Source organism: Flavobacterium sp. KS-LB2 (assembly GCF_036895565.1).
Lineage (GTDB): Bacteria > Bacteroidota > Bacteroidia > Flavobacteriales > Flavobacteriaceae > Flavobacterium.
Genome location: NZ_CP145904.1, coordinates 2,004,166 through 2,026,446, shown reverse-complemented (window position 1 = coordinate 2,026,446; position 22,281 = coordinate 2,004,166). Strand labels below are relative to the sequence as shown.

Below are 22,281 nucleotides of genomic sequence, written 5' to 3'. Positions count from 1 at the left end.
TTGATTAAAATAATATCTAAAATAATATTGGGATATATATGATTAAACCGATTGCTATTGCTGTCAAAGCGGCAAAAAATACTGCGCCCGCAGCTATATCTTTGATAAAGCCTATTCTTTCATGGTAATTAGGGTGGATAAAATCGGCTATTTTCTCAATAGCAGTATTTAAACCTTCAATACTCATTACTAAACCGATGGCTAGAGTTTGAAATAGCCATTCAGTTTTAGAAATACCAAAATAAAACCCAGCAATGGTAATCAATATTCCTATTGAAAATTGTACCATTATGCTGTGTTCTGTAGTAATTAATTTTACGGCACCTTTAAAAGCGTAAGAAACGCTTTTTAATCTTCCCGTAAAGAAAGTATTATCTTTTTGAAATTCCATCAAGAGGATATTAAAGTACCGCTAATGCAGCTTCGTAGTTAGGCTCATCTGCAATTTCAGCAACTTGTTCTGTATGTGTAATTGTACCGTTTTCATCAACAACAATAATAACTCTTGAATGCAATCCAGCCAATGGTCCGTCAGTAATTTCTAAACCATTTGTTTTACCAAAACTTCCCTCTGTGAAATCAGATAAGTTAACAACATTATCAAGCCCTTCAGCACCACAAAAACGTTTTTGAGCAAATGGCAAATCTCTTGAAATACATAGAACTGTAGTATTTTCTAAAGCGCTTGCACTTTCGTTAAATTTTCTAACTGATGCAGCACAAGTTCCAGTATCGATACTAGGGAAAATATTCAACACTAATTTTTTTCCAGCAAAGTCTGCTAATGAAGCGTGTGAAAGATCTGTTTTAACTAATTTAAAATCACCTATTTTAGTTCCTACTATTGGTAATTCTCCTGAGGTTTGGATTGGATTTCCTCCTAATGTTATTGTAGCCATAGTTTTTGTTTTTTAATGAGGTTCAAAAGTATGAAAATTATTTAAGAATTTGTCCTCAAATGTCGGGATAAGTTTGGTATTTAAACTCAAGATTGTAACTGTATGTTTTCAATGTGTTTTTGTTTTACGGCATAAAAAAACGCACCCGTTGCGGAGTACGTTTTTGAAAAACAGAATTAAAAATTCTTTTTATTTGTCGATAGAACCCAAAACACGTTTCATAAAAGTGTTTAAAGCTTCTTTTTTATCCGTTCCGGTTTTTACCAACTTATTTACTTCCAGAGCGCCGTACATATTCGAAATTAATTCTCCTATGACATCTAATTCTTCATCTTTTAGGGATGAAATCTCAGTCATTGCTTCTAGAACTTCTATTGTTTCGATGATGTAATCTTCATCATTCTCTTCTATAAATTGTGTTAAATGCTTAATTACGGGTAATTTCATTTTTTTGTTTGTTTAAAGTTTAAGGTGTAAAAAGTTTAAGGTTTTGAACTGCTGTTGCATTAAACTATATGTATAATTTCAGGCAACTTTAAACTTTAAACTAAGAAATCATTAAACAATTTCGTTCACTAATTCAATCAACACTTCTTGCTTGTTAGTTTGTGTTTCGTTTACCAGTTTACCATTTACAAAAGTGGCAAAAGTTGGTAAATTACTCACATTGGCTAATTTTCTGGATTCTGGGAAATTTTCTGCATCAACAAGAACAAAAGTGATTGTTTCGTTTTCTGTAGCTAATTTTTTGAATTTTGGCTTCATAATTCTACAATTTCCGCACCATGATGCCGAAAATTGAACCACTACTTTTTCGTCTTTTGTAATTAAATCTTGTAACGTGTCTTCGGTTAATTCGATTAACATATTTTTTAAATTTCAAAAAATCAGAAGCAAAAATCAATAGTTAATAGGCAGTATTACAATTGATTTTTGCCACTGAAATTGTTATTGATTTAGTTTAAACTTAAGTATTCAGCAGTACTGATTCTGTCAGCGCTCATTGCCTCTTTTCCAGCTTCCCAGTTAGCAGGGCAAACTTCTCCTTTTTCCTGAATGTGTGTGTACGCATCAACCATACGTAAATACTCGTTTACGTTACGCCCTAATGGCATATCGTTTACACTTTCGTGGAAAATTTTCCCAGTTTCATCAATTAGGTAAGTAGCTCTGAAAGTTACATTAGAACCTTCAATGATAATAGAATCCGTTTCTTCAGAATATTCAGTTGAATCGATGTCAAGAATTCCTAAAATATTAGATAAGTTTCTGTTAGTATCAGCAAGAATTGGGTAAGTAACTCCTTCAATTCCACCGTTATTTTTTGGTGTATTTAACCAAGCAAAGTGTACTTCGTTAGTATCACAAGAAGCACCTATAACGATTGTATTTCTTTTTTCGAATTCTGGTAAAGCGGCTTGAAAAGCATGTAATTCAGTTGGACATACGAATGTAAAATCTTTTGGATACCAAAATAAAAGTACTTTTTTGTTGTTATTTACAGCTTCTTCGAAAATGTTGATTTTTAAATTATCACCCATTTCAGAGATAGCGTCTACTGCAATACTTGGAAATTTTTTACCTACTAATGACATTTTATTTACTTTTTAGTTATTTTTTTTAACGGTGCAAAAGTAGTTAGTCTAAAAATAAAATAAAATACCAAATGATTATAAAAATTTATTTCAAAATAGGGAATTGCTATACTGTAATTTTTGAGAAATTTAAACTATTAATTATATGATGTTAATTGTCACAGGCAGAGTTCCTTTGCTTTGTAAATTTTCTATAAGTTGCTTTGCGGCAGCTTCTTGAAATTCTGGAAAATCTTGATAAACTTGCATAATTCCTTGTGCTTGGTCAAGATTTGGGATGACTTGTAGTGCATACGGATTCCCAAAAACATACAAAACACATTTTTTGGTGGCAAACAAATTACCTAAAAACTGAAGTACTGTATCTTCAATTTCAAAATTATTTAAAGGTTTTGCCTTTGGAACAAATAAAGAAATAACCAGCGTGTCAAACCTATTTAAATTTGTTTCTAATTCCTTCAAAACGGATTCACCTCCAGTTTCATAACTAAATTCTGGGGAAGGCAAAGCGTTTTTCAAGCTTTTAAAAAACACAGTGTCGGTATTTTTATAAATGCTGACTTTGGCGAGATCTTCTCTGTTTTTAGCATCAAAAACAGTCAAAGTATTGTGATTGTCTTTTATTTTTGTAAGGGAGTTTTGAGCAATTTTCAGGTTTAATTTTGAAGTGGTTTCAAAATCAAAATCACTTTTAGAAAGGTTTGGCAAACTTAGTTTTCCATCCAAAATTCCTGCTTTTTGTTTGCATTTCCAAATGCGTTGAAAACTAGCTTCAATTCGCTCCGGAGTAGCATTTTTTAGGATTTCTTGAATGCCTTCGGGAACATTTTCGGCAAAGCATAACACATCATTTCCGGCATTGAAAGCTTCCCATTCGAGTTGCCCTTTTTTATCATACAATTTTGAAACACTGTGCATATTCAAAGCATCGGATATAACTAATCCATCATATCCCAACTGCTCGCGCAAAAGGGTTTCGATTACTGATTTTGATAAAGTAGCCGAAGTGTCTTTTCCTTCATTTAAAGCGGGAACGGCCAAATGACCAATCATAATTGAATCAACGTTATTAGCGATTCCTTTTATAAATGGATACAATTCGTTGGATAATAATTCTTCGAGAGTTTCTTGTAAAACGGGTAATCCTAAATGCGAATCTACGTTGGTATTACCGTGTCCGGGAAAATGTTTTAGACAGCCCAAAATCCCAACATCATTCATTCCTCTGAGATATTCCAGAGCAAAATCACTCACTTTTTCTTTGTTTTCACCAAAAGAGCGATAACCAATTACAGGATTATTAGGATTGTTATTCAGGTCCGCCAACGGGGCTAAATTATAATGGATTCCAACGGATTTTAAGTCTAAACCTATTTGTTTCCCCACTTCGTAAACCAGCTGTTTCTCACTGTGAGGCAAAGCGCCAAGTGTTATGGCATATGGATATTGAGGTGTTTTTTCGACGCGCATGGCTAATCCCCATTCGGCATCAATACTCATTAATAACGGAGTCGTAGCACAATTTTGATACCTGATGATGAGTTCCTTTAAACGTTGAAAACTATCGTCGTTTAAAATAATTCTTTTTTTTGTTTCATAGTTTGTTGCTGCACTTGCCCGACTATGAAAAAAAGTCAATCCACCTATATTGTAATCTCTAATCAATCGTTCTATAGCCTGAATATTTTCTTCGGTATCATTTATGAAAACTGCTGGAAAGAAAAATTGTCCTATTTTTTGTTCTAATGTCATTTTATTAGTTTACTAGTATCAAATAAAGCTTGGAATAATTTTTATCACAGATGCGCAGATTATAATTTTTTTAAAATAATTTGCGAATCGGCGGTTAAATTTTGCTTTATTCCTTATTAACGTTTTTAGGTTGTTTTCTTCCCAAAATCTTTTGGAAATAGTAAAAATCTCGACAATATCAAACCGGGGATGGTTGCTAAAAATACCCAAATAAAGAAATTTCCGTATCCCAAGTATTCTTGTATGTATCCGCTCAACATTCCGGGCAGCATCATTCCTAGTGCCATAAAACCTGTTGCAATAGAGTAGTGGGAGGTTTTTGATTCGCCATCGGCCACATAAATTAAGTACATCATGAAAGCCGCAAAACCAAATCCATAACCAAATTGTTCCGCGATTACAGTTGCATAAATATAGAAAACGGAACTAGGATGAAAATGTGACAGTAAAATGAATCCTATTATGGGTACGTGCATCGCTAAAATCATAGGTAGCATCCATTTTCCTAAACCATCTCTAGAAATTACAATACCACCTAAAATACCACCAATGGTAAGTGAAAGTACGCCGAATGTTCCGTAAATCACACCTACATCTTGTGTGGTTAAGCCCATTCCGCCAGCAGTTATGGGGTCTATTAAAAAAGGAGTTAACATTTTTAACAGTTGCGATTCTCCTAATCGAAATAATAGAATAAAAGCCAAAACCAAACCAATTTGTTTCTTTTGAAAGAAAGTGGCAAAAACGACTCCGAAGCTCTTATTGGAAGTTGATTCTGTTTTTGTTTCTACGATTTTTGCTTCCATTTTTGGAGTCGAAAAATAATTATAAATGGTAATTACCGTCATAATTAATCCTACAACTACCATCGTATACGACCAAGCTTTTTGTTTATCGCCATATTCTTGTTCCAAATAACCGGCAATAACCACTATTAATCCGTTTCCGGTAAGCATGGAAAGTCTGTAAAATGTACTTCTGATTCCAAGGAAAAAGGATTGCTGATCTTTTTCTAAAGCCAATAAATAGAATCCATCACTGGCAACATCATTGGAGGCTGATGCAAATGCGGCAACCCAAAAAACAGCTAAACTAATAACGAAAAAATTGCTCAAAGGAATCGTTAAACCTACAATCAAAAAAGCAACAGAAATCATCAATTGCATACTCAAAAACCATTTTCTTTTGGTTGAATACAAATCAATAAACGGACTCCATAACGGTTTAATTACCCAAGGTAAATACAGTAAACTGGTATAAATCCCAATATCCTCATTATTGATTCCGAGGTTTTTATACATAATCACCGATACCGAAATAATTATGGCATAAGGCAATCCGGAAGCAAAGTTTAAAACGGGAATCCAATACCAAGGTCTATTGTCTGTTTTCATTTGTAGCGTTTATATTCGGTTAATTTTTATAGCGTAAAGTTCACTAAAGTTGGGTCACTTTCATTACCATAAAAATCAATGAATGTAATGGCGCAGGTTGTATTTTTGTCTAATTTATACGTTGGAATGACTACTTCAACAGTATCAATATTTTCTTTGAAGGCTATTTTATCAAGAATTTGACTTGGATCGTTCACATCAATTTTTGAATTGGATTTGGCTCCATAAACCATCACATAACGCACTTTACTGTACAAAGGATACGTAACATTAAATCGTGACGAAATAGGATCTAGCACTATATTATTTGCGGTAGGTACTATAGCCATTTTTTTTACAGAACCAGGAACTACTGTAGGCAGAGCAGGGTATTTGTATTGGTTTTCTGTTAGTAATTTAGTCACACTTTGATTTTTGTTCAGAAATGATTTGGCACTAAAAAACGCATTTCCCTGAACGTTTTTGTACGATCTAGTAATGTCAATTTGATTCGGAATTTCATTAGGATTATTCCATCTTTTATCAGAATCGGTGTTGATTTTATAGGTTCCGTTTCCAATATAAATTGCGGTATTCGTTGAGTTTTCAGACCACCAACGCAATAATTTTGAATACGAAGCTTTAGGGTGATCCATGCTCCAATACAATTGCGGAACAAGGTAATCAATCCATTTGTTTTCCATCCAAGCCAACGGATCAGCGAATAAATCATCGTAATTTGTTTGTCCGGCCTCTGTTTCTGAACCTTTTGGATCTACTGATTTATTTCTCCAAACTCCAAAGGGGCTGATACCAAATTGTACCCATGGTTTGATGTTTTTAATAGAAACTGAAACATCTTTCACAAAAGTATTCACATTCGAACGTCTCCAATCTTCTATACTCATTCCGTTTCCATATTTTTTGAAAGAATCGGTATCGTTAAATACTTCTCCTTTTATTCTGTACGGATAAAAATAGTCGTCAAAATGTATGGCATCAATGTCATAATTTTGAACTACTTCTTCCACAACGGTCAATAAATGTTTTTGAACTTCCGGTAATGCGGGATTGTAATAATATTTTCCACCGTATTTTATCATCCAGTCCGGATGTTTGAAATAATCGTGTTCCGGACTTAATAGTGCGGTATTGTAATCCATTGTAGCGCGATATGGATTTAACCAGGCGTGAAATTCAAATCCACGAGCATGAGTTTCAGCAATCATCCAAGCCAATGTGTCAAAATAGGGTTTTGGAGCTTGTCCTTCTTTTCCAGTCAAAAAACGGGACCAAGGCGCTAATTTTGTTGGATAAAAAGCATCGCCGACACTTCGAATCTGAACGATTACGGCATTATAATTTAGTTTTTTATACGTGTCTAAAATCTCAATATAATCTGCTTTTTGTTTGGCTACATTATCCGTACTGGTTTTGGGCCAGTCAATATTTACCACGGTAGCAATCCAAACGGCTCTAAATTCATTTTTTGGATTTGTTGCCATTGCTTGTGCGTTACCATTCCAAAAAGAAAGTAAAAGGAACGAAATAAGCAAAAGGGTGTGGTTGTAATTTTTCATTAGAGTCTTGTTTATAAAGTATTCAAAAATAGTTTTTTTAGTGAAATTTACCAGTTAAAATGGTTTTAAAATTTGACTTATTTTAACAGCGCAATTTCTTTGCCAATTTTTCTAAATCCGTTTGAATGCACTTTCTGACAAACCATAAAAGGATTTGAATATTTTGAATTTTTCTTATTTGATTTTTTAACTTATAATAAGGTATATATTTATATTTGTGAAAATAATAGCAATTTACTCCACTAAATGTCAATCACGCCTCAATTACAGCAATTATCCGAATCATTAGAAGGAACACTTTTATATGATGATCTCCATAAAACATTGTATGCCACAGATGCTTCTGCGTATCGGATTATGCCAGTTGCGGTAGCGATTCCAAAATCAGAGGAAGATATTGTCAAAATTATTCGCTTTGCAGCAAAAAATAAAATTTCAATTACGCCCAGAACTGCCGGAACTTCCTTGGCAGGTCAAACAGTAGGTAATGGAATAATTGTAGATGTTTCGAAACATTTTACCAAGATTGTCGCTTTTGATTCTGCAAAAAAAACGGTTACCGTACAGCCAGGAGTGATTCGGGATGAACTGAATTTGTACTTAAAAGAACACAGATTGTTTTTTGGACCCAATACTTCAACCTCAAATCGATGTATGCTTGGAGGAATGGTAGGCAATAATTCATCGGGAACCACATCAATACGCTATGGTGTTACCCGAGATAAAATAGTAGAAATTAAAGCGGTTTTGAGTGATGGAACTTCGGTAGTATTTAAAGAAATGACTTCGGCTGAATTCATTGAAAAAACAAAAGGGAACACGCTAGAAAACTCCATTTATAAAACCATTTACGAGGAACTTTCAAATACAGAAAACCAAAAAGAGATTGTAAAGGAATTTCCAAAACCTGAAATCCATAGACGAAATACTGGTTACGCAATTGATTTATTATTGAAATCAGAACTTTTTGGAGGAACAGAAAACACCATAAATTTAGGGAAACTCCTTTGCGGAAGCGAAGGAACTTTAGCGTTTACTACAGAAGTTACATTGAAAGTGGACGATTTGCCACCAACAAATAATGTTATGGTAGTGGCTCATTTTCATACGATTCAGGAAAGTTTAGAAGCTGTGGTTACTGCTATGAAACATCATTTGTATACGTGTGAAATGATGGATGACACGATATTGGATTGTACCAAAACCAACAGAGAGCAAGCCAAAAACAGATTTTTTATTCAAGGCGAACCAAAAGCGGTTATCATGCTCGAAGTAGCTTCGCATATTAGTATGGAAGATGCTGAAAGACAAGCGAATGATTTGATTGCCGATTTGGAACGAAATAATTTTGGGTATGCTTTGCCAAAAATTTATGGAGCAGATATTGATAAAATAAATGAGTTAAGAAAAGCAGGTCTCGGACTTTTGGGAAGTATTGTAGGTGATGATAAAGCCGCTGATTCTATTGAGGATACCGCTGTTGAGTTGAGTGATTTACCCAATTATATTGCCGAATTCTCCGCCATGATGGAGCGTCATGGACAAAGTGCTATTTATTATGCACATGCCGGTGCTGGAGAATTGCATTTGCGTCCGGTTTTAAATTTGAAAACAAAAGAAGGGCTGCATCAATTTAGAAACATTGCAACTGAAGTCGCTATTTTAGTCAAAAAATACAGAGGATCATTGAGTGGAGAACACGGAGATGGAATTGTTCGTGGTGAGTTTTTGCCTTTTATGATTGGAGACCAAAATTATGAATTGTTGAAAAGAATCAAACATGCTTTTGACCCGAATACCATTTTGAATGTGGGAAAAATTGTGAACGCTTTCAAAATGGATGAAAATCTTAGAGTAGAAGCAGGCAGAGTGGAACCTGATATACAAACAATTCAGGATTTCTCTGATAGTATGGGTATTTTGCGTGCTGCGGAAAAATGCAATGGTTCCGGGGATTGCAGAAAATTACCTTCGGCAGGCGGGACTTTGTGTCCAAGTTACCGCGCCACTCGAAATGAAAAAGATACGACGCGTGCCAGAGCCAATGCGTTGAGAGAATATTTGACACATTCGGAGAAAGACAATAAGTTCAATCACGAAGAATTGTATAAGGTATTTGAATTGTGTGTGAGTTGTAAAGCCTGTGCCAGCGAATGTCCGAGTAATGTGGATGTGGCGGCTTTAAAATCGGAGTTTTTGTACCAATACCAAAAAGCAAATGGATTTTCATGGCGTAATAAAGTGTTTGCTTTTAATGCCAAACTGAATGGACTGGGAAGTATCACTCCAAGGTTCACTAATTTTATGGTGAATTTGCCTTTGGTGAAAAAAAGCATGGGAATTGCCCCAAAAAGAGAAGTGCCGCTTTTGGCTTCACAAACTTTTAGGAAATGGTATGAGAAAAATTGGAATCAGGCGCCAAGTGATTCTTTTGTAAACGGAAAAGTATGTTTGTTTTGCGATGAATTCACTAATTTCTATGATGTTTCGGTTGGAATCGATGCGTACGAGTTATTGACAACATTAGGATATGAAGTGATTCTGGTGGATCATGAAGAAAGCGGAAGAGCGTTTATTTCTAAAGGTTTTCTCGAAGAAGCAAAAGCAATTGCCAATATAAACGTAGGCATTTTGTCGAATTACATTACTGCCGATTGTCCGTTGATAGGAATTGAACCTTCGGCGATATTAACCTTTAGAGACGAATATATTCGATTGGCTGATGATAAAGATGGTGCCGAAAAATTAGCTAAAAATGTATTTACGATAGAAGAGTTTTTCAAGAATGAAATTTCAAAAGGTAAAATTCATGCAGATCAGTTTTCTGATGAATCGAAAAAAATAAAAATCCACGGTCATTGCCACCAAAAATCATTGAGTACTGTTGAAGCGACTTTTGCTATGTTAAATATCCCAAAAAACAGCTCGGTTACCATTTATAATTCGGGTTGTTGTGGTATGGCGGGGTCTTTTGGATATGAAAAAGAACATTACGAAATTAGTATGCAAATGGGTGAAGATACCTTATTCCCTAAAATTAGAGCTACTGAAGCTTCTACAGCCATTGCCGCAGCGGGAACCAGTTGCCGTCATCAAATTTTTGATGGAACGAGTAGAAAAGCATTGCATCCTGTGACGATTTTAAGGAGTTGTTTGAAATAATTAGCAAACTAGAATGCATTTTGACAGAAGCAGAAAATTATTTTTTAGTATAAATAAATTTTCTTTTTTAAGGTTAAAATTGTTTTATTTGACTTTTTTAATCGAGAAATAAATCATTTTACGCGTATTGAAAAATAATAAAAAAATATAAGCATAGAATCGGCATTAGTTCAATTTGTTTTATACTTTTGATTTTTGAAGATTATTTGAATAAAATATAACATAAAAACATATAATTTACAGTATATTAATTTTTAATGATAAAATTTACAATATGGCGTTAAACGGTTTATTCAGAAAAAAGACAGTACAGGATATTTTAAAACAAGTTGAGAAAAATAATACCGATGGGCATAATGCTTTAGGTAAACATTTGACTGCGCGTGATTTGACTGCTTTTGGAATCGCTGCCATTGTTGGAGCCGGTATTTTTAGTACTATCGGAAAAGCAAGTGCTGATGGAGGTCCTGCAGTTATCTTTCTTTTCTTGTTTACTGCCGTAGCATGTAGTTTTGCGGCCTTTGCTTATGCTGAATTTGCCTCTATGGTTCCCGTATCTGGAAGTGCTTATACCTATTCGTACGTAGCATTTGGTGAAATTATTGCTTGGATTATTGGTTGGGCTTTGATTATGGAATACTCAGTAGGTAATATAACGGTTGCTATATCGTGGAGTGATTATTTTACGGGTTTACTAGAAAGTGGAGGGCTTCATTTGCCACAATGGGTTCAGATGGATTTCTTGTCCGCTTCCAGAGGTTTTGATGACGCCACAGCACTAATGCAAGGCGGAAAAGAATATGCTAACTTAAGTCCAGCTTTGCAAGATGCTTATACGGCTTGGACAACTTCACCTGTTATTGGTTCGTTTCATTTCGTGGCCGATCTTCCGGCATTATTAATTATTGTTTTAATCACCGCATTAATTTACCGCGGGATGAAGGAGTCTCGAAATGCGAGTAATATCATGGTGGTTGTCAAATTATGCATCGTTCTTTTAGTAATTGCTGTTGGTGTATTTTATGTAGATACTGCTAACTGGGATCCTTTTGCACCTAATGGAGTAACGGGGGTTTTGAAAGGAGTTTCAGCGGTATTTTTTGCTTATATCGGTTTTGATGCTATTTCAACTACAGCGGAAGAATGTAAAGATCCACAACGTGATTTGCCAAGAGGAATGATGTGGGCTATTATTATATGTACTATTTTATACATTGCAATAGCGTTAGTGTTAACAGGAATGGTTAGTTATGACCAATTGAATGTAGGTGATCCATTAGCATTTGTATTTGAAAAATTAGACTTGAAATGGATGTCGGGAATTATTGCAGTTAGTGCCGTAGTGGCTATGGCAAGTGTTTTATTAGTTTTCCAAATGGGACAACCGCGTATTTGGATGAGTATGAGTCGTGATGGTTTGTTGCCAAAACGTTTCTCTAAAGTGCATCCAAAATATAAAACGCCTTCATACGCTACTATTGTAACAGGTTTTGTGGTAGCAGTACCCGCTTTATTTTTGAACTTAACATTAGTGACTGACTTGTGTAGTATTGGAACTTTATTTGCTTTTGTATTGGTTTGTGCTGGAGTTTTGGCTTTACAAAATAAGACTGATATTCCAAGAGGAAAGTTCAAAACTCCGTATGTGAATTCAAAATTTATTATGCCGGTTTTGCTTATTATCGGACTAGTTTTTGCTTTTGGATACAACAAGAAAGCGACTATGGATTTCATTACCAATGAAACTCAAATCAATAATTCGGCTGATATAATCACATCGTTAAACAAAGAAGAAACTCAAAAAGTATACGATTATTTAGTATCGATTGATGCTAAAAACAGTACAACTGATACACCGGATTTAGAAAATTTGTTAAGTCAATACCAACAAGATGATGCAAAATACGCTGCAGTAATTGCTGGCTTGCCAATTGCAGATGCTATAAAATACGAAAGTGGTTTTGGATTGTTCAAGCATAAAATTCCAATGTGGATTTTCTTAATAACGCTGATTGGTTTAGCAGTTTGGTCTTACAAAGAAAATTTATCTTTAATTCCATTATTAGGCTTGATTTGTTGTTTATACATGATGGCAGAATTGAGTGTTTGGAACTGGATTTATTTTGGAGTTTGGTTATTGATAGGTTTAGTAATCTATTTTAGCTTTAGCCGAAAAAACAGTAAGCTGAATAGTATAGAAATTTAAAAATAACCTCATTTATAATAGAAACCGTCTCGTTAAACGAGACGGTTTTTTTTGTGCTTTTTAGTTAAGTATTTAAGTGGTGTTACGTTCAAAATTAATTTATTAGACTTAGAAATGTATTGGTTTTACTGCTGTGAGAGCACAATTAAAACGATTGCTATTAAAGCTAAAAACAACCCTATAAAATTCATTTTGCTTAGTTTTTCTTTAAAAATTAGAACGCCCACCAGACTGCCAATGATGATTACACCCATATTCATGCCTGCAAATACAGTAGAAGGACTTTTCGAAAACTCCTGATGTGCTTTGAGATAGAACAGAATATTCCCAAAGTTGAAAATACCCACTAAAGCTCCAAAAATGATATTACTCGTTTTCAAGACGACTTTTTTCAGAACAACTGCAAAAGCAACAACTGCAATCATGATCGTCATGGCGATTCCAAATAGTACAAATAAAGAAGTAGTATAAGGCAAACTAGTATAATTGGCCATTTTTTTAAAGAGAATGTCTATAACTCCAAACCCAATCAATACTACAGCTGGATATCCCCATTTGTTTTTGGTGTTTTCGGTATTTTTAGTTAGAATAAGCAACAACGCTGGTACTGCCAATATGAGAGCTACTATTTTCAACATACTGAATTGTTCGTTAAAAAGTAGCCAAGCTGCTAGGATAGGGATAAACAAGGAGAGCCGTTGGGCGGCGTCAGTTTTTACAATTCCCATGTGCTTGATGGATGCAGCCAAAAAAAGAAATATAGATGGTAATAAAATCCCAATTGTGATATATAGCCACCAAGGCGCGCTTGCATCTATTTTACTGATATCTGGTGTGAAGGTGAAATAGCAAAGTAGTATTGCAAATACATAATTCCAAGCAACTATTTGGGTATGGTTGATGGTATATTTACGTGCAACTTTAAATAGTGCACCCACGGTTACACTGCAAATAATACTTAAGATTAGGAATAACATAGATGTTTATTTTTATGCAGTAAAATTAGTATTTATATGTTTGCATTGCCTATTCATTACTTGAAAAAGGTATCGTTTTTTATGTTGTTGTTTTTATTTAAATGGTTTCAATGAATGAATGGCTTCCAAGAATGCTGCAGTTTGGATAGTGTAGTAAAAATGAAAAGTGGATATGCTAATTTAGCTGACTAATAGAATTAAGAAATAAATTTTAATTTTGCCTACCGAAATAAGCTTGTAAGATTTTAATAAAGCTTTCTACGAGAAATACATATGACTGAATTATGAGAGAGCAAACCTATCAGAATTAATCAGATCGTTAGGAGTAGTAGTACAGATTTAGAGCTGTACATGTTAAAAAAAAGTAGTCTACATTTTACCTAATAGCGGTCAATGATTTGTGGAAACAAACTCTTTTCTAAAAAACAAATGAACTGGAACCTTTGCATGCATAGAATTTTGGCACAAGAGAAAAATAAGGTATTCCGCTTTGAAATTGGTAACTGTTGAAGAATTTAACAATTTGTTTAGTTACAATAATAGACATGAGCTTAATGTATAATTTTTTATAATTGATGGTAAATACCATCATTAATACTATTTTTAATAAATAAAGATGGTATTTACCAACAAAAAAGCACTAGCTATTAATTAATTATTAAATTTTACTTATATTTGTTGGTAAATACCAACAGTAATACTATTTTAAAGAGATAATAATGGGAAATACCAACATAGAATGGGTTGCAATGAGTGATACTGCTATCGTGAGTAAGATTGGCGCATTCATAAAACAAGAGCGATTAAAGAGTAATAAAACTCAAGCGCAATTGGCAGAAGCAGCTGGTATCAATCGTTCGACATTAAGCCAAATTGAAAATGGTGAGGCCATCACAATGCTGTCACTTATTCAAATTATGAGAGCTTTAAATATTTTACAGCTCTTAGAAGGGTTTACTATACAACACGAAGTGAGTCCACTAGAATTGGCTAAACAAGACAAACAAATTAGGCAGCGTGCGAGAAATAGTGATAGCGATAACACCAATAAATCCGACTGGTAATGATTACAACTGCTTTTGTAAAAATATGGGGAGAAACGGTAGGAGCTGTTGCGTGGAATGCGGAAACAGGTTTGGCAAGTTTTGAGTATGATCCAAAATTTATAAATACCAAAACCGATTTGGCACCTCTAAAAATGCCGATAGTCAATAGCATGAAACGTATTTTTTCGTTTCCAGAATTACGAGACGTAAAAACATTTAAAGGATTGCCCGGATTATTAGCGGATGTATTACCAGATGATTATGGAAATCAATTAATCAATACCTGGCTAGCACAAAATGGTCGTCCAGAAAATAGTATGAACCCTGTTGAACTCTTGTGTTTTATAGGAACACGTGGAATGGGCGCTTTAGAATTTGAACCTTCACAACTTAAAATCACCAAAAGAGCATTTGATATTGAAGTTGATAATTTGATTCACATTTCTCAAAAAATGCTATCCAAGAGGGATCGTTTTGAAACCAACCTGAGTGAAGATGAACAACAAGCCATGTTGGATATTCTTAAAATAGGAACTTCGGCTGGTGGTGCTCGACCAAAAGCTATTATTGCCTATAACGAAAAAACAGGTCAGGTCAAATCTGGACAGACTAGTGCTCCAAAAGGTTTTGAGCATTGGTTACTAAAGTTAGATACGGTTAGCGATGTGCAATTTGGCGAAAGCACAGGCTTTGGCAGAATTGAAATGGCATATTACCTAATGGCAAAAGCTTGTGAAATTGATATGATGGAGTGTAGATTACTGGAGGAAAAGGGCAGAGCACATTTCATGACGAAGCGCTTTGACCGTGAGGGTGGCGAACAAAAACACCACATACAAACGTTGTGTGCCATGCAGCATTATGATTTTAGCCAAATTACCAGTTTTAGCTACGAACAAATTTTTCAAACCATGCGTTTGTTACGATTACCCTATCCTGAGGCAGAGCAAATGTATAGAAGAATGGTGTTTAATGTAATCGCTAGAAATTGTGATGATCATACCAAAAACTTTGCTTTCAGACTAAAAAAAGAAGGGAATTGGGAATTAGCACCAGCTTATGATATTTGTTTTGCTTATCGCCCAGGAAGTGATTGGGTAAGTCAACACAACCTAAGCATCAACGGAAAAAGAAAAGACATTACTAAAGCGGATCTTTTAATCGTTGCAAAGAGCATGAATATTAAAAAAGCTGAAGCGATAATTCAAAAAATTAGTGATTCCGTTACAAACTGGCAGGAATATGCAGCATTAGCTAAAGTGGATGCTAAATTGAAAGAAAAAATAGGCAACGCTCATTTAATTTTATAAAAATAGTTGGGGCTAAAGTAATTTAAACACGAAAGTTTAGTGCTAAAACATAATTTTCGGCTTTGATGTTAATGGTTCAAAGAAAGAAGAATTAGGAATAGGAGTAGTATTAAGACAGAATTACTTTGAATTAAAAACGGACTAAATATTAAATAAAAAATCCCTAAAAAACTGATTTTCAGTATTTTTAGGGATTTAATTTGTGACCTTGACTGGATTCAAACCAGTAACCTCTTGAGCCGTAATCAAGTGCGCTATTCAGTTGCGCCACAAGGCCATTTGCAAACCGTTATAATAACTTCATTGCGGGTGCAAATATAGGGATAAATGTGTAATTTGCAACTGTAAAATCGTAAAAAAATAAAAAAAGATGTCATTAGAAAAGTATATCCGTGATATTCAGGGGTTTCCTAAAGAAGGAATTTTGTTCAAAGACATCACTCCTTTATTAATTAATCCAGAAGCAAGAAATAAATGCCTTGAAATACTGGTTTCAACACTTAAAGATAAAAAAATAGACAAGGTAATAGGTGTGGAGAGTCGCGGGTTTTTCTTCGGGATGCTAATCGCGCAGGAATTAAATGTTGGTTTTATTCCTGTTCGGAAAGCCAAAAAACTGCCCTATAAAACTATTTCAGCGACCTATGATTTAGAATACGGGACCGATATTTTAGAAATTCATATCGATGCGATTCAAAAAGGAGATCGAATTTTGATTCATGATGATGTTTTAGCAACCGGAGGAACGGCAAAAGCAGTTTGTGAATTAGTGGAACGATTGGGTGGCGTAATCGTGCAATGCAATTTCTTGATGGAATTAGCTTTCCTAAATGGAAGAGCAAAAATCAAAGGGAATGAAATTTTTGCCGCAATTATGTATTAATCCAGCGCACGTGTCGTTACGTAATACCTAAAACCAATTATTGCCATTTGCCATTTTTTGGCTTTAGCCAAATCTAAGCGTTGTTTAGTAAAACTAGGTAATATGATTTTGTTAATTTGTGCTAGGATTTTGTACATACGAATTGTTTTGTACAAAGATATAAAAAAAGACGGTCTTGATTGAGACCGTCTTTTTTAGGAATTATTTATTTTCTTTTTGTTTTGCTTCATATTCTTCCATTTGCTTCTCGTAGACTTTCATTTTCTTTTCAAAGATTTCCATTTTGGCATTAAAGGGTTCCATTTGTTTGTCAAATTCAGCCATTTTCTTCTCAAAATCGGCAATTTGAGGTGCCATTGCTTCCATTTTTGCATTAAATTCTTCCATTTTTTTGTCAAACGTTGCCCATGCTTTTTTATCACCATTTATCGGAGAACCTTTTGGCGCTATAGGCGCTTTGGGAAAATTAAGTGCTTTGGGTGTTTTAAAGTTAAAGGTAGGAGGTGTTGGCGGAGTAGGTGGCGTTGGTGGTTGTTGCTGGTTTCCTTTACTATTGATATAGCTTTTGGTTATGATACGAATCGAATTTTTATTTGACACACCGTCTTTTTGTACATCAACAGAGGTTATTTGATTTGGATTCATACTTTCAGCCTCCAAAGGGCTAACTTTTTTTCCATCAATATAATAGTCAGCATCGCTTGGTACACCATTTACCTCTTTGGTTACCTTTGTAACTGTATAGGTACTTTTAGCTTTTTGATGAATATTTAAACTATTAGGATCAACATTATCTGATCCTATATCCATTTTTTCTAAATCAGAATTAAAAATACTGGTACTTCCTGTAGTTTTACCTTTCGTAACAATTTTTATCATGGATTCATTATTGTTTTTAATAACATCCATTGTGGCTATATCATTAGGATTTGTGCTGTCTAATTCCTTTTGGGTTACTTTTTTTCCATCAATATAAATTTCAGTGTTTTCATCAATATCTTTATTTTTGATAGTATTTGTGAGGATTGTTTTCATTTTCTTGATACTATCTTTTTCAGTTCTAGTCGTATTCGTGATCGAAACTGGACTGTTGGCTTGAACCGATTTGGTTTCTTCTTTCACTTTTTCCTGAGCAATTACTTCAATTTGGAATAAAAGTACGAAAGCCACTAAGGCGGGAAGTATGGTAGCATATTTCCATGAATTTTTTTTGCTAGATTGATTTTTGTTTAACATAACGATTCGTTTTTTGATTAATGATTGGTAAAAATGATTGGTAATGGCAACACAATTTTTGTGTGTTGTTATTTTTAAAAGCGTGAGTTGATACGCTTTTTTATCTGATATTTTTTTTGTGGCTTCGCTGTCAGCAATGAATTCCAAGTTTTGTAGAATTGCTTTTTTGTAAAGCCAAATGAATGGGTTGAACCAAAAAATGACACAAAAAACTCTAGCAATCAACACATCTACGGTATGATTTTGTTCGCTATGCACCTTTTCGTGCTCCAAAATATTCTGTAATTCGGAACTGCTGTATAATGACGAGTTGTAAACGATTGTATTAAAATAGGAGAAAGGAGCAATATTTTCACTGATGTTTATAAATTTAAAATCAGCTTGACGTTCTATTGTTTTTCCTTTAAAAATCTTTCGCAGGCTATAAAAATCAAACCCGAATTTGATCAATAAACCTAGTGTGATTAAAGAATAAGTCAAAGCCAATCCTAAATAAATATACTCTTCAGTATGATTTTCCTCAGTCACGGTTCTTATGGGTAAGGAAGACCAGTCATAATTTACAGGCGTAGGTTCTACCCAAATTATTTGGGTGAAAACTACTAACGGCAAAACAGTAGCAGTAAGTAATCCTGCTAAAAGGAACCAACGATTTGCAGTAAAAAAAGTTTCTTTGCGCAGCAAAAAATGATACGCTATAAAAAACAAAAGCAGTAAACCACAGGATTTGATTAGGTAGATTGCTACTGATTCCATAAATAATTTTTTTTAGAAAATGGTACTTATAAACATACAACTATTTTGCTTCTTGACTTTCAATCATGGCTAAAATCTCTCGTAATTCAGCTGCAGAAATTTTCTCTTCTTTGGCAAAATGGGAGACCATATTTTTATACGAACTATTGAAATAATTATCGATTGCCGTATGCATAAAGCGTTTTCTATAGTCTTCTAAACTCACGATTGGATAGTATTGGTGTGTATTCCCAAAAGCATTGTGCGACACAAATCCTTTTTCTTCCAGATTACGCACAATAGTAGAAAGTGTATTGTAATGTGGTTGATCCTCGGTTATTTCAGCTAAGACTTCTTTTACAAATGCTTTTTTTAGCTTCCATAAAATGTGCATGATTTCCTCTTCTTTGTTGGTCAGTTTTTGCATGATTTTTTTATTTAAATCAAACGTACAACTATATTTTTAGTTTACAAACTATTTTTATAGTTATTTAACTAATTTTTTAGTTTTTAACAGGAAGTGGAACTTAATTGGATTCAGAAATCACGTTTTTGAAACGTATAGTAACTATAAAAAATGCATATGAATTTGTGTAAATACGCTAAAGAAAAAAAATTGTTGGATGATGAAAATACTCTATAAGGGCGAGTGTAATTTGTAAAAGGGTTATGCGTGAGGGATAGAAGCAAGCTACCAAAGTAGCGCTTATAGCCCGACGCAATTACAAAAAGGGGCAACTATCCTTTATGTTGTGAGTCCCTTTTTTAATAGGGTCACGCCCAAAAAATGATAATGGAATTAGTTTTTTTCTTTTTGAACGAGTTTTTGCAGCCAAATACAACCCGCAACCGAAAGCAATCCAAGTGTTCCCATCACAAACCAATTTGCCTGATAGCCAAATGCAGCAATGATTTCCAGCCCGGTTTTAGAACTTGCAATGTGTGCCAAGCTAAAACTCATAGTAAACAAAGCCATATAACGACCTTCGTGGCCTTTTGGTGCGCGACTTAAAGCAAAAGAATTAGAGAACGGGAAGATGAACATTTCGCCAAAAGTGATAAAAAGAATACTGATTATTAGTATTCCTGCCCACATGTTTAGTAGTAAAACATAGAAACTTAGCGACATGAGCAAGGAACCCCAAAGTATAATTTTGAGTTTTTCAATGTTTTTTCGTTGGCTGAAACTAACAATTGGCATTTCTAGAAAGAAAATCAACAGTCCATTTAGGGATAGTAAAAGTCCACTTTGAAACTCTGATAAACCAAATTTTTCATTGTGATACAAAGGCAAAGTAGTGAAAAGTTGAAAGAAAAGCATGGCCGTTATAAAACAGATAAAGAGAAAAATCCAGAATATCTTGTCTTTGAAAACTGAGGCAGGAACCTCGGTTTCGCTATTGGCGGAGTCTAAATCCGCTGGTTTTTTACGTTCTTTAACCAATAAGGTGAAAATTAAAATGGATGCTATGCAAGAACTTCCATCGATCCAAAATAATCCGCTGTAGCCTAAATTCATGATGATTAAACCGCCTAAAGCAGGTCCAGCAGTGAAACCTAAATTTACTGCCAGTCGAACTAGAGTCAATGCTCTAGTGCGATTTTCAGGTTTAGCATAAGTTGCTAAGGACACAAACATCGCGGGACGAAACATGTCAGCAACGGTCATTATAACGAACATTCCAATGCATAATCCCCAGAAAGTACGAATGTATTGCACTGCAAATAGTAGTATTCCGCTAGTGAATAAACTAAAAACCATGATTTTATAGAAACCTATTTTGTCTGATAATTTACCGCCAAGCCATGAGCCTAGCATGGATCCAAAACCAAATGCAACCATAATCCAGCCGACTTGTGCATAGGAAAAACTTAAATCTTCTTTTAAATACTTGGATAAAAACGGTAAAACCATCGTACCGGCGCGGTTAATAAAAGTAATCAAAGTAAGAATCCACACTTCTCTGGTAAATCCTTTGAAATTATTGATGTAGCGTTGAAAAGCAGTTTTGAGCATAAGGTTCATTTCTAAGCAACAAATTTACAATGTTTTTTGGGAGCTTTTTCCAGCTATTCGTTACAATCTTTTATTTTTTTAAGAAAAAAATAAAAGGATTTTCACTGCTATCTGGGCTAGGAATCCTTCTTATAAACTTATTTATTCCAATATATAAACGTTGCCGCTTTATAACTTTTAAACTATTTTTGCATAAAATCATACAAATGAAAACTCTGCTACTTTTTGCATTTTTAGTTCAATTAAATTTCAGCTTTGCCCAAAACAAATTCGATGTTTTGGCTGTGGAAAAATTCCAAACAGAATTGAATGCAGAATATGCCGATGCAAAGACAAGTCCCCTGACTGCGGAAGATTTGGCAGTTTTTAAAACCTTGGATTTTTATCCAGCAAATGAGGCATTTTATGTAACGGCTAACTTTGTCAGAACAGAGAATGAGAAGCCGTTTGAAATGAAAACCACAACAGATAGGAAACCCATTTATGTCAAATACGGCGAACTTTTTTTCACAATTGACGGTCGGGATTTTAAACTGAATGTCTATAAAAATATGGAACTTTCCAAAAAGAAGGAGTATAAGGACTATTTATTTCTGCCATTTTCTGATTTGACTTCAGGTCACGAAAGTTACATTGGTGGGAAATATATCGATTTAAGAATTCCAAAAGAAGATACTATTGTAATTGATTTTAACACGTCTTATAATCCGTATTGCGCGTATAATTCGAAATATTCTTGCCCAAAAGTTCCGTTAGAAAATGATTTGGATATTGAAATAAAAGCGGGCGTAAAAAAGTTTCATGACTAATGGAATACTTTAATCTTCATACACACAAATCCACCAATCAGTCCAACGTGCTGGAATTAGTAAATCAATATCCACAGGAATTTGACGGAACCATTCCGTATTATTCCATAGGAATTCATCCGTGGTTTATTGTGGAAGACCGAATAGAAGCTGATTTGGCAATAATCGAAAGTAAAATACAAGAGGCAAGTTGTCTCGCTGTGGGCGAATGTGGATTGGACAAACGAATCGAAATTCCTATGGAATTGCAAGAAATGGTTTTTGAAAAGCAATTGCTTTTGGCACAACAATACAATAAACCAGTTGTGATACATTGTGTTGCGGCATTTCAGGAATTGATAGCCATTAAGAAAAAATTGAATATTTCAGTTCCAATGTTGATTCATGGTTTTTCCAAAAATGCACAAATTGCCAAACAATTAGTGGACAATGGATTTTATATTTCGTTTGGAAAATATTTGTTACTCAATAAGGAACTAGAAGCTGTTTTTAAAAGCGTTCCGAATAATCGATTTTTTTTGGAAACAGATACAGTTGATGAAGGAATTGAAGCTGTTTATGAATTGGCAGCAAAATACAAAGGAGTTTCTGTTAATGAAATACAGGAACTTGTGAATAGTAATTATAATGAAGTTTTTGATTTCAGATTTTAGATTAACGATTTTTGATTTCTCAAGAACTTTAAACTTTAAACAAAAAAA

General features: G+C 34.3%; 20 protein-coding genes and 1 tRNA gene. 7 read left to right on the top strand and 14 right to left on the bottom strand.

Annotated elements, in window-relative coordinates:
• Positions 1 to 16: 16 nt before the first annotated feature.
• From V5J73_RS08605 to V5J73_RS08570, 8 genes are all read right to left on the bottom strand, one after another.
• Positions 17 to 391: a diacylglycerol kinase family protein gene (locus V5J73_RS08605; protein ID WP_338645016.1), complete on the bottom strand. Its 375-nt coding sequence runs from the start codon at positions 389 to 391 to the stop codon at positions 17 to 19.
• 10 nt (positions 392 to 401) lie between these two features.
• Positions 402 to 899 carry a thiol peroxidase gene (tpx, locus tag V5J73_RS08600; RefSeq protein ID WP_338645014.1) on the bottom strand — a complete coding sequence of 166 codons (498 nt, stop codon included), beginning with the start codon at positions 897 to 899 and terminating at the stop codon, positions 402 to 404.
• A 189-nt stretch (positions 900 to 1,088) separates the two neighbouring features.
• Positions 1,089 to 1,346, bottom strand: a complete 258-nt coding sequence (locus V5J73_RS08595; protein ID WP_091172168.1) for a DUF6952 family protein — start codon at positions 1,344 to 1,346, stop codon at positions 1,089 to 1,091.
• 111 nt (positions 1,347 to 1,457) lie between these two features.
• Positions 1,458 to 1,766 (bottom strand): thioredoxin family protein, encoded by a 309-nt coding sequence (locus V5J73_RS08590; protein ID WP_338645012.1) that lies wholly within the window; start codon positions 1,764 to 1,766, stop codon positions 1,458 to 1,460.
• Between the two features lie 89 nt (positions 1,767 to 1,855).
• Positions 1,856 to 2,494, bottom strand: a complete 639-nt coding sequence (locus V5J73_RS08585) for a peroxiredoxin (protein WP_338645011.1) — start codon at positions 2,492 to 2,494, stop codon at positions 1,856 to 1,858.
• Positions 2,495 to 2,635: 141 nt separating this feature from the next.
• Positions 2,636 to 4,246, bottom strand: coding sequence for a glycoside hydrolase family 3 protein (locus V5J73_RS08580; protein ID WP_338645009.1), 1,611 nt, complete (start codon positions 4,244 to 4,246; stop codon positions 2,636 to 2,638).
• A 125-nt stretch (positions 4,247 to 4,371) separates the two neighbouring features.
• Complete coding sequence (locus tag V5J73_RS08575) at positions 4,372 to 5,640, bottom strand: MFS transporter (RefSeq protein ID WP_338645007.1); 1,269 nt, start codon at positions 5,638 to 5,640, stop codon at positions 4,372 to 4,374.
• A 26-nt stretch (positions 5,641 to 5,666) separates the two neighbouring features.
• Entirely contained in the window at positions 5,667 to 7,199 is a 1,533-nt protein-coding gene (locus V5J73_RS08570; RefSeq protein ID WP_338645005.1) for a glycoside hydrolase family 10 protein, read from the bottom strand.
• Between the two features lie 246 nt (positions 7,200 to 7,445).
• Here V5J73_RS08570 and V5J73_RS08565 point away from each other — a divergent pair, with 246 nt between their 5' ends.
• Together V5J73_RS08565 and V5J73_RS08560 are read left to right on the top strand one after the other, a co-directional pair.
• Complete coding sequence (locus V5J73_RS08565; RefSeq protein WP_338645003.1) at positions 7,446 to 10,361, top strand: FAD-binding and (Fe-S)-binding domain-containing protein; 2,916 nt, start codon at positions 7,446 to 7,448, stop codon at positions 10,359 to 10,361.
• A gap of 274 nt (positions 10,362 to 10,635) precedes the next feature.
• Positions 10,636 to 12,567 carry an amino acid permease gene (locus tag V5J73_RS08560; protein ID WP_338645001.1) on the top strand — a complete coding sequence of 644 codons (1,932 nt, stop codon included), beginning with the start codon at positions 10,636 to 10,638 and terminating at the stop codon, positions 12,565 to 12,567.
• A gap of 125 nt (positions 12,568 to 12,692) precedes the next feature.
• On the opposite strand, the gene V5J73_RS08555 is transcribed toward V5J73_RS08560, so the two are convergent.
• Entirely contained in the window at positions 12,693 to 13,544 is an 852-nt protein-coding gene (locus tag V5J73_RS08555) for a DMT family transporter (protein WP_338644999.1), read from the bottom strand.
• Between the two features lie 719 nt (positions 13,545 to 14,263).
• On the opposite strand from V5J73_RS08555, the gene V5J73_RS08550 reads away from it, so the two are divergent.
• Positions 14,264 to 14,608 carry a helix-turn-helix domain-containing protein gene (locus V5J73_RS08550; protein WP_338644997.1) on the top strand — a complete coding sequence of 115 codons (345 nt, stop codon included), beginning with the start codon at positions 14,264 to 14,266 and terminating at the stop codon, positions 14,606 to 14,608.
• On the top strand, positions 14,608 to 15,900 hold the full coding sequence (locus tag V5J73_RS08545; RefSeq protein ID WP_338644996.1) for a type II toxin-antitoxin system HipA family toxin: 1,293 nt from the start codon (positions 14,608 to 14,610) through the stop codon (positions 15,898 to 15,900). Before V5J73_RS08550 ends, V5J73_RS08545 begins: the two co-directional genes overlap by 1 nt.
• A gap of 203 nt (positions 15,901 to 16,103) precedes the next feature.
• Here V5J73_RS08545 and V5J73_RS08540 read toward each other — a convergent pair.
• Positions 16,104 to 16,177 (bottom strand) — tRNA-Arg (locus tag V5J73_RS08540).
• A 93-nt stretch (positions 16,178 to 16,270) separates the two neighbouring features.
• Between V5J73_RS08540 and V5J73_RS08535 the strand changes: the two genes are divergently transcribed.
• Positions 16,271 to 16,783: an adenine phosphoribosyltransferase gene (locus V5J73_RS08535; protein ID WP_338644995.1), complete on the top strand. Its 513-nt coding sequence runs from the start codon at positions 16,271 to 16,273 to the stop codon at positions 16,781 to 16,783.
• Here V5J73_RS08535 and V5J73_RS08530 read toward each other — a convergent pair.
• The 4 genes from V5J73_RS08530 to V5J73_RS08515 form a co-directional block, all read right to left on the bottom strand.
• A complete protein-coding gene (locus tag V5J73_RS08530) occupies positions 16,780 to 16,920 on the bottom strand; it encodes an SsrA-binding protein (protein WP_091256335.1) in 141 nt (46 codons plus the stop codon). The two genes, V5J73_RS08535 and V5J73_RS08530, sit on opposite strands and share 4 nt — an antisense overlap.
• Before the next feature lie 64 nt (positions 16,921 to 16,984).
• Complete coding sequence (locus tag V5J73_RS08525; RefSeq protein WP_338644993.1) at positions 16,985 to 18,775, bottom strand: M56 family metallopeptidase; 1,791 nt, start codon at positions 18,773 to 18,775, stop codon at positions 16,985 to 16,987.
• A gap of 40 nt (positions 18,776 to 18,815) precedes the next feature.
• Complete coding sequence (locus V5J73_RS08520) at positions 18,816 to 19,181, bottom strand: BlaI/MecI/CopY family transcriptional regulator (RefSeq protein WP_338644992.1); 366 nt, start codon at positions 19,179 to 19,181, stop codon at positions 18,816 to 18,818.
• Positions 19,182 to 19,553: 372 nt separating this feature from the next.
• Positions 19,554 to 20,771, bottom strand: a complete 1,218-nt coding sequence (locus V5J73_RS08515; RefSeq protein WP_338644990.1) for an MDR family MFS transporter — start codon at positions 20,769 to 20,771, stop codon at positions 19,554 to 19,556.
• A 206-nt stretch (positions 20,772 to 20,977) separates the two neighbouring features.
• Between V5J73_RS08515 and V5J73_RS08510 the strand changes: the two genes are divergently transcribed.
• Together V5J73_RS08510 and V5J73_RS08505 are read left to right on the top strand one after the other, a co-directional pair.
• Positions 20,978 to 21,580: a DUF1684 domain-containing protein gene (locus V5J73_RS08510; protein WP_338644989.1), complete on the top strand. Its 603-nt coding sequence runs from the start codon at positions 20,978 to 20,980 to the stop codon at positions 21,578 to 21,580.
• Positions 21,580 to 22,233: a TatD family hydrolase gene (locus V5J73_RS08505; protein WP_338644987.1), complete on the top strand. Its 654-nt coding sequence runs from the start codon at positions 21,580 to 21,582 to the stop codon at positions 22,231 to 22,233. The genes V5J73_RS08510 and V5J73_RS08505 overlap by 1 nt, the downstream gene beginning before the upstream one ends.
• The last annotated feature ends 48 nt before the right edge of the window (positions 22,234 to 22,281 follow it).

Coding starts and splice junctions, on each gene's coding strand:
- V5J73_RS08550 (WP_338644997.1), top strand. CDS start 14,264: ATGGGAAATACCAACATAGAATGGGTTGCAATGAGTGATACTGCTATC.
- V5J73_RS08530 (WP_091256335.1), bottom strand. CDS start 16,920: ATGTACAAAATCCTAGCACAAATTAACAAAATCATATTACCTAGTTTT.
- V5J73_RS08565 (WP_338645003.1), top strand. CDS start 7,446: ATGTCAATCACGCCTCAATTACAGCAATTATCCGAATCATTAGAAGGA.
- V5J73_RS08590 (WP_338645012.1), bottom strand. CDS start 1,766: ATGTTAATCGAATTAACCGAAGACACGTTACAAGATTTAATTACAAAA.
- V5J73_RS08580 (WP_338645009.1), bottom strand. CDS start 4,246: ATGACATTAGAACAAAAAATAGGACAATTTTTCTTTCCAGCAGTTTTC.
- V5J73_RS08520 (WP_338644992.1), bottom strand. CDS start 19,181: ATGCAAAAACTGACCAACAAAGAAGAGGAAATCATGCACATTTTATGG.
- V5J73_RS08515 (WP_338644990.1), bottom strand. CDS start 20,771: ATGCTCAAAACTGCTTTTCAACGCTACATCAATAATTTCAAAGGATTT.
- V5J73_RS08570 (WP_338645005.1), bottom strand. CDS start 7,199: ATGAAAAATTACAACCACACCCTTTTGCTTATTTCGTTCCTTTTACTT.
- V5J73_RS08535 (WP_338644995.1), top strand. CDS start 16,271: ATGTCATTAGAAAAGTATATCCGTGATATTCAGGGGTTTCCTAAAGAA.
- V5J73_RS08575 (WP_338645007.1), bottom strand. CDS start 5,640: ATGAAAACAGACAATAGACCTTGGTATTGGATTCCCGTTTTAAACTTT.
- V5J73_RS08555 (WP_338644999.1), bottom strand. CDS start 13,544: ATGTTATTCCTAATCTTAAGTATTATTTGCAGTGTAACCGTGGGTGCA.
- V5J73_RS08595 (WP_091172168.1), bottom strand. CDS start 1,346: ATGAAATTACCCGTAATTAAGCATTTAACACAATTTATAGAAGAGAAT.
- V5J73_RS08505 (WP_338644987.1), top strand. CDS start 21,580: ATGGAATACTTTAATCTTCATACACACAAATCCACCAATCAGTCCAAC.
- V5J73_RS08585 (WP_338645011.1), bottom strand. CDS start 2,494: ATGTCATTAGTAGGTAAAAAATTTCCAAGTATTGCAGTAGACGCTATC.
- V5J73_RS08560 (WP_338645001.1), top strand. CDS start 10,636: ATGGCGTTAAACGGTTTATTCAGAAAAAAGACAGTACAGGATATTTTA.
- V5J73_RS08605 (WP_338645016.1), bottom strand. CDS start 391: ATGGAATTTCAAAAAGATAATACTTTCTTTACGGGAAGATTAAAAAGC.
- V5J73_RS08510 (WP_338644989.1), top strand. CDS start 20,978: ATGAAAACTCTGCTACTTTTTGCATTTTTAGTTCAATTAAATTTCAGC.
- V5J73_RS08545 (WP_338644996.1), top strand. CDS start 14,608: ATGATTACAACTGCTTTTGTAAAAATATGGGGAGAAACGGTAGGAGCT.
- tpx (WP_338645014.1), bottom strand. CDS start 899: ATGGCTACAATAACATTAGGAGGAAATCCAATCCAAACCTCAGGAGAA.
- V5J73_RS08525 (WP_338644993.1), bottom strand. CDS start 18,775: ATGGAATCAGTAGCAATCTACCTAATCAAATCCTGTGGTTTACTGCTT.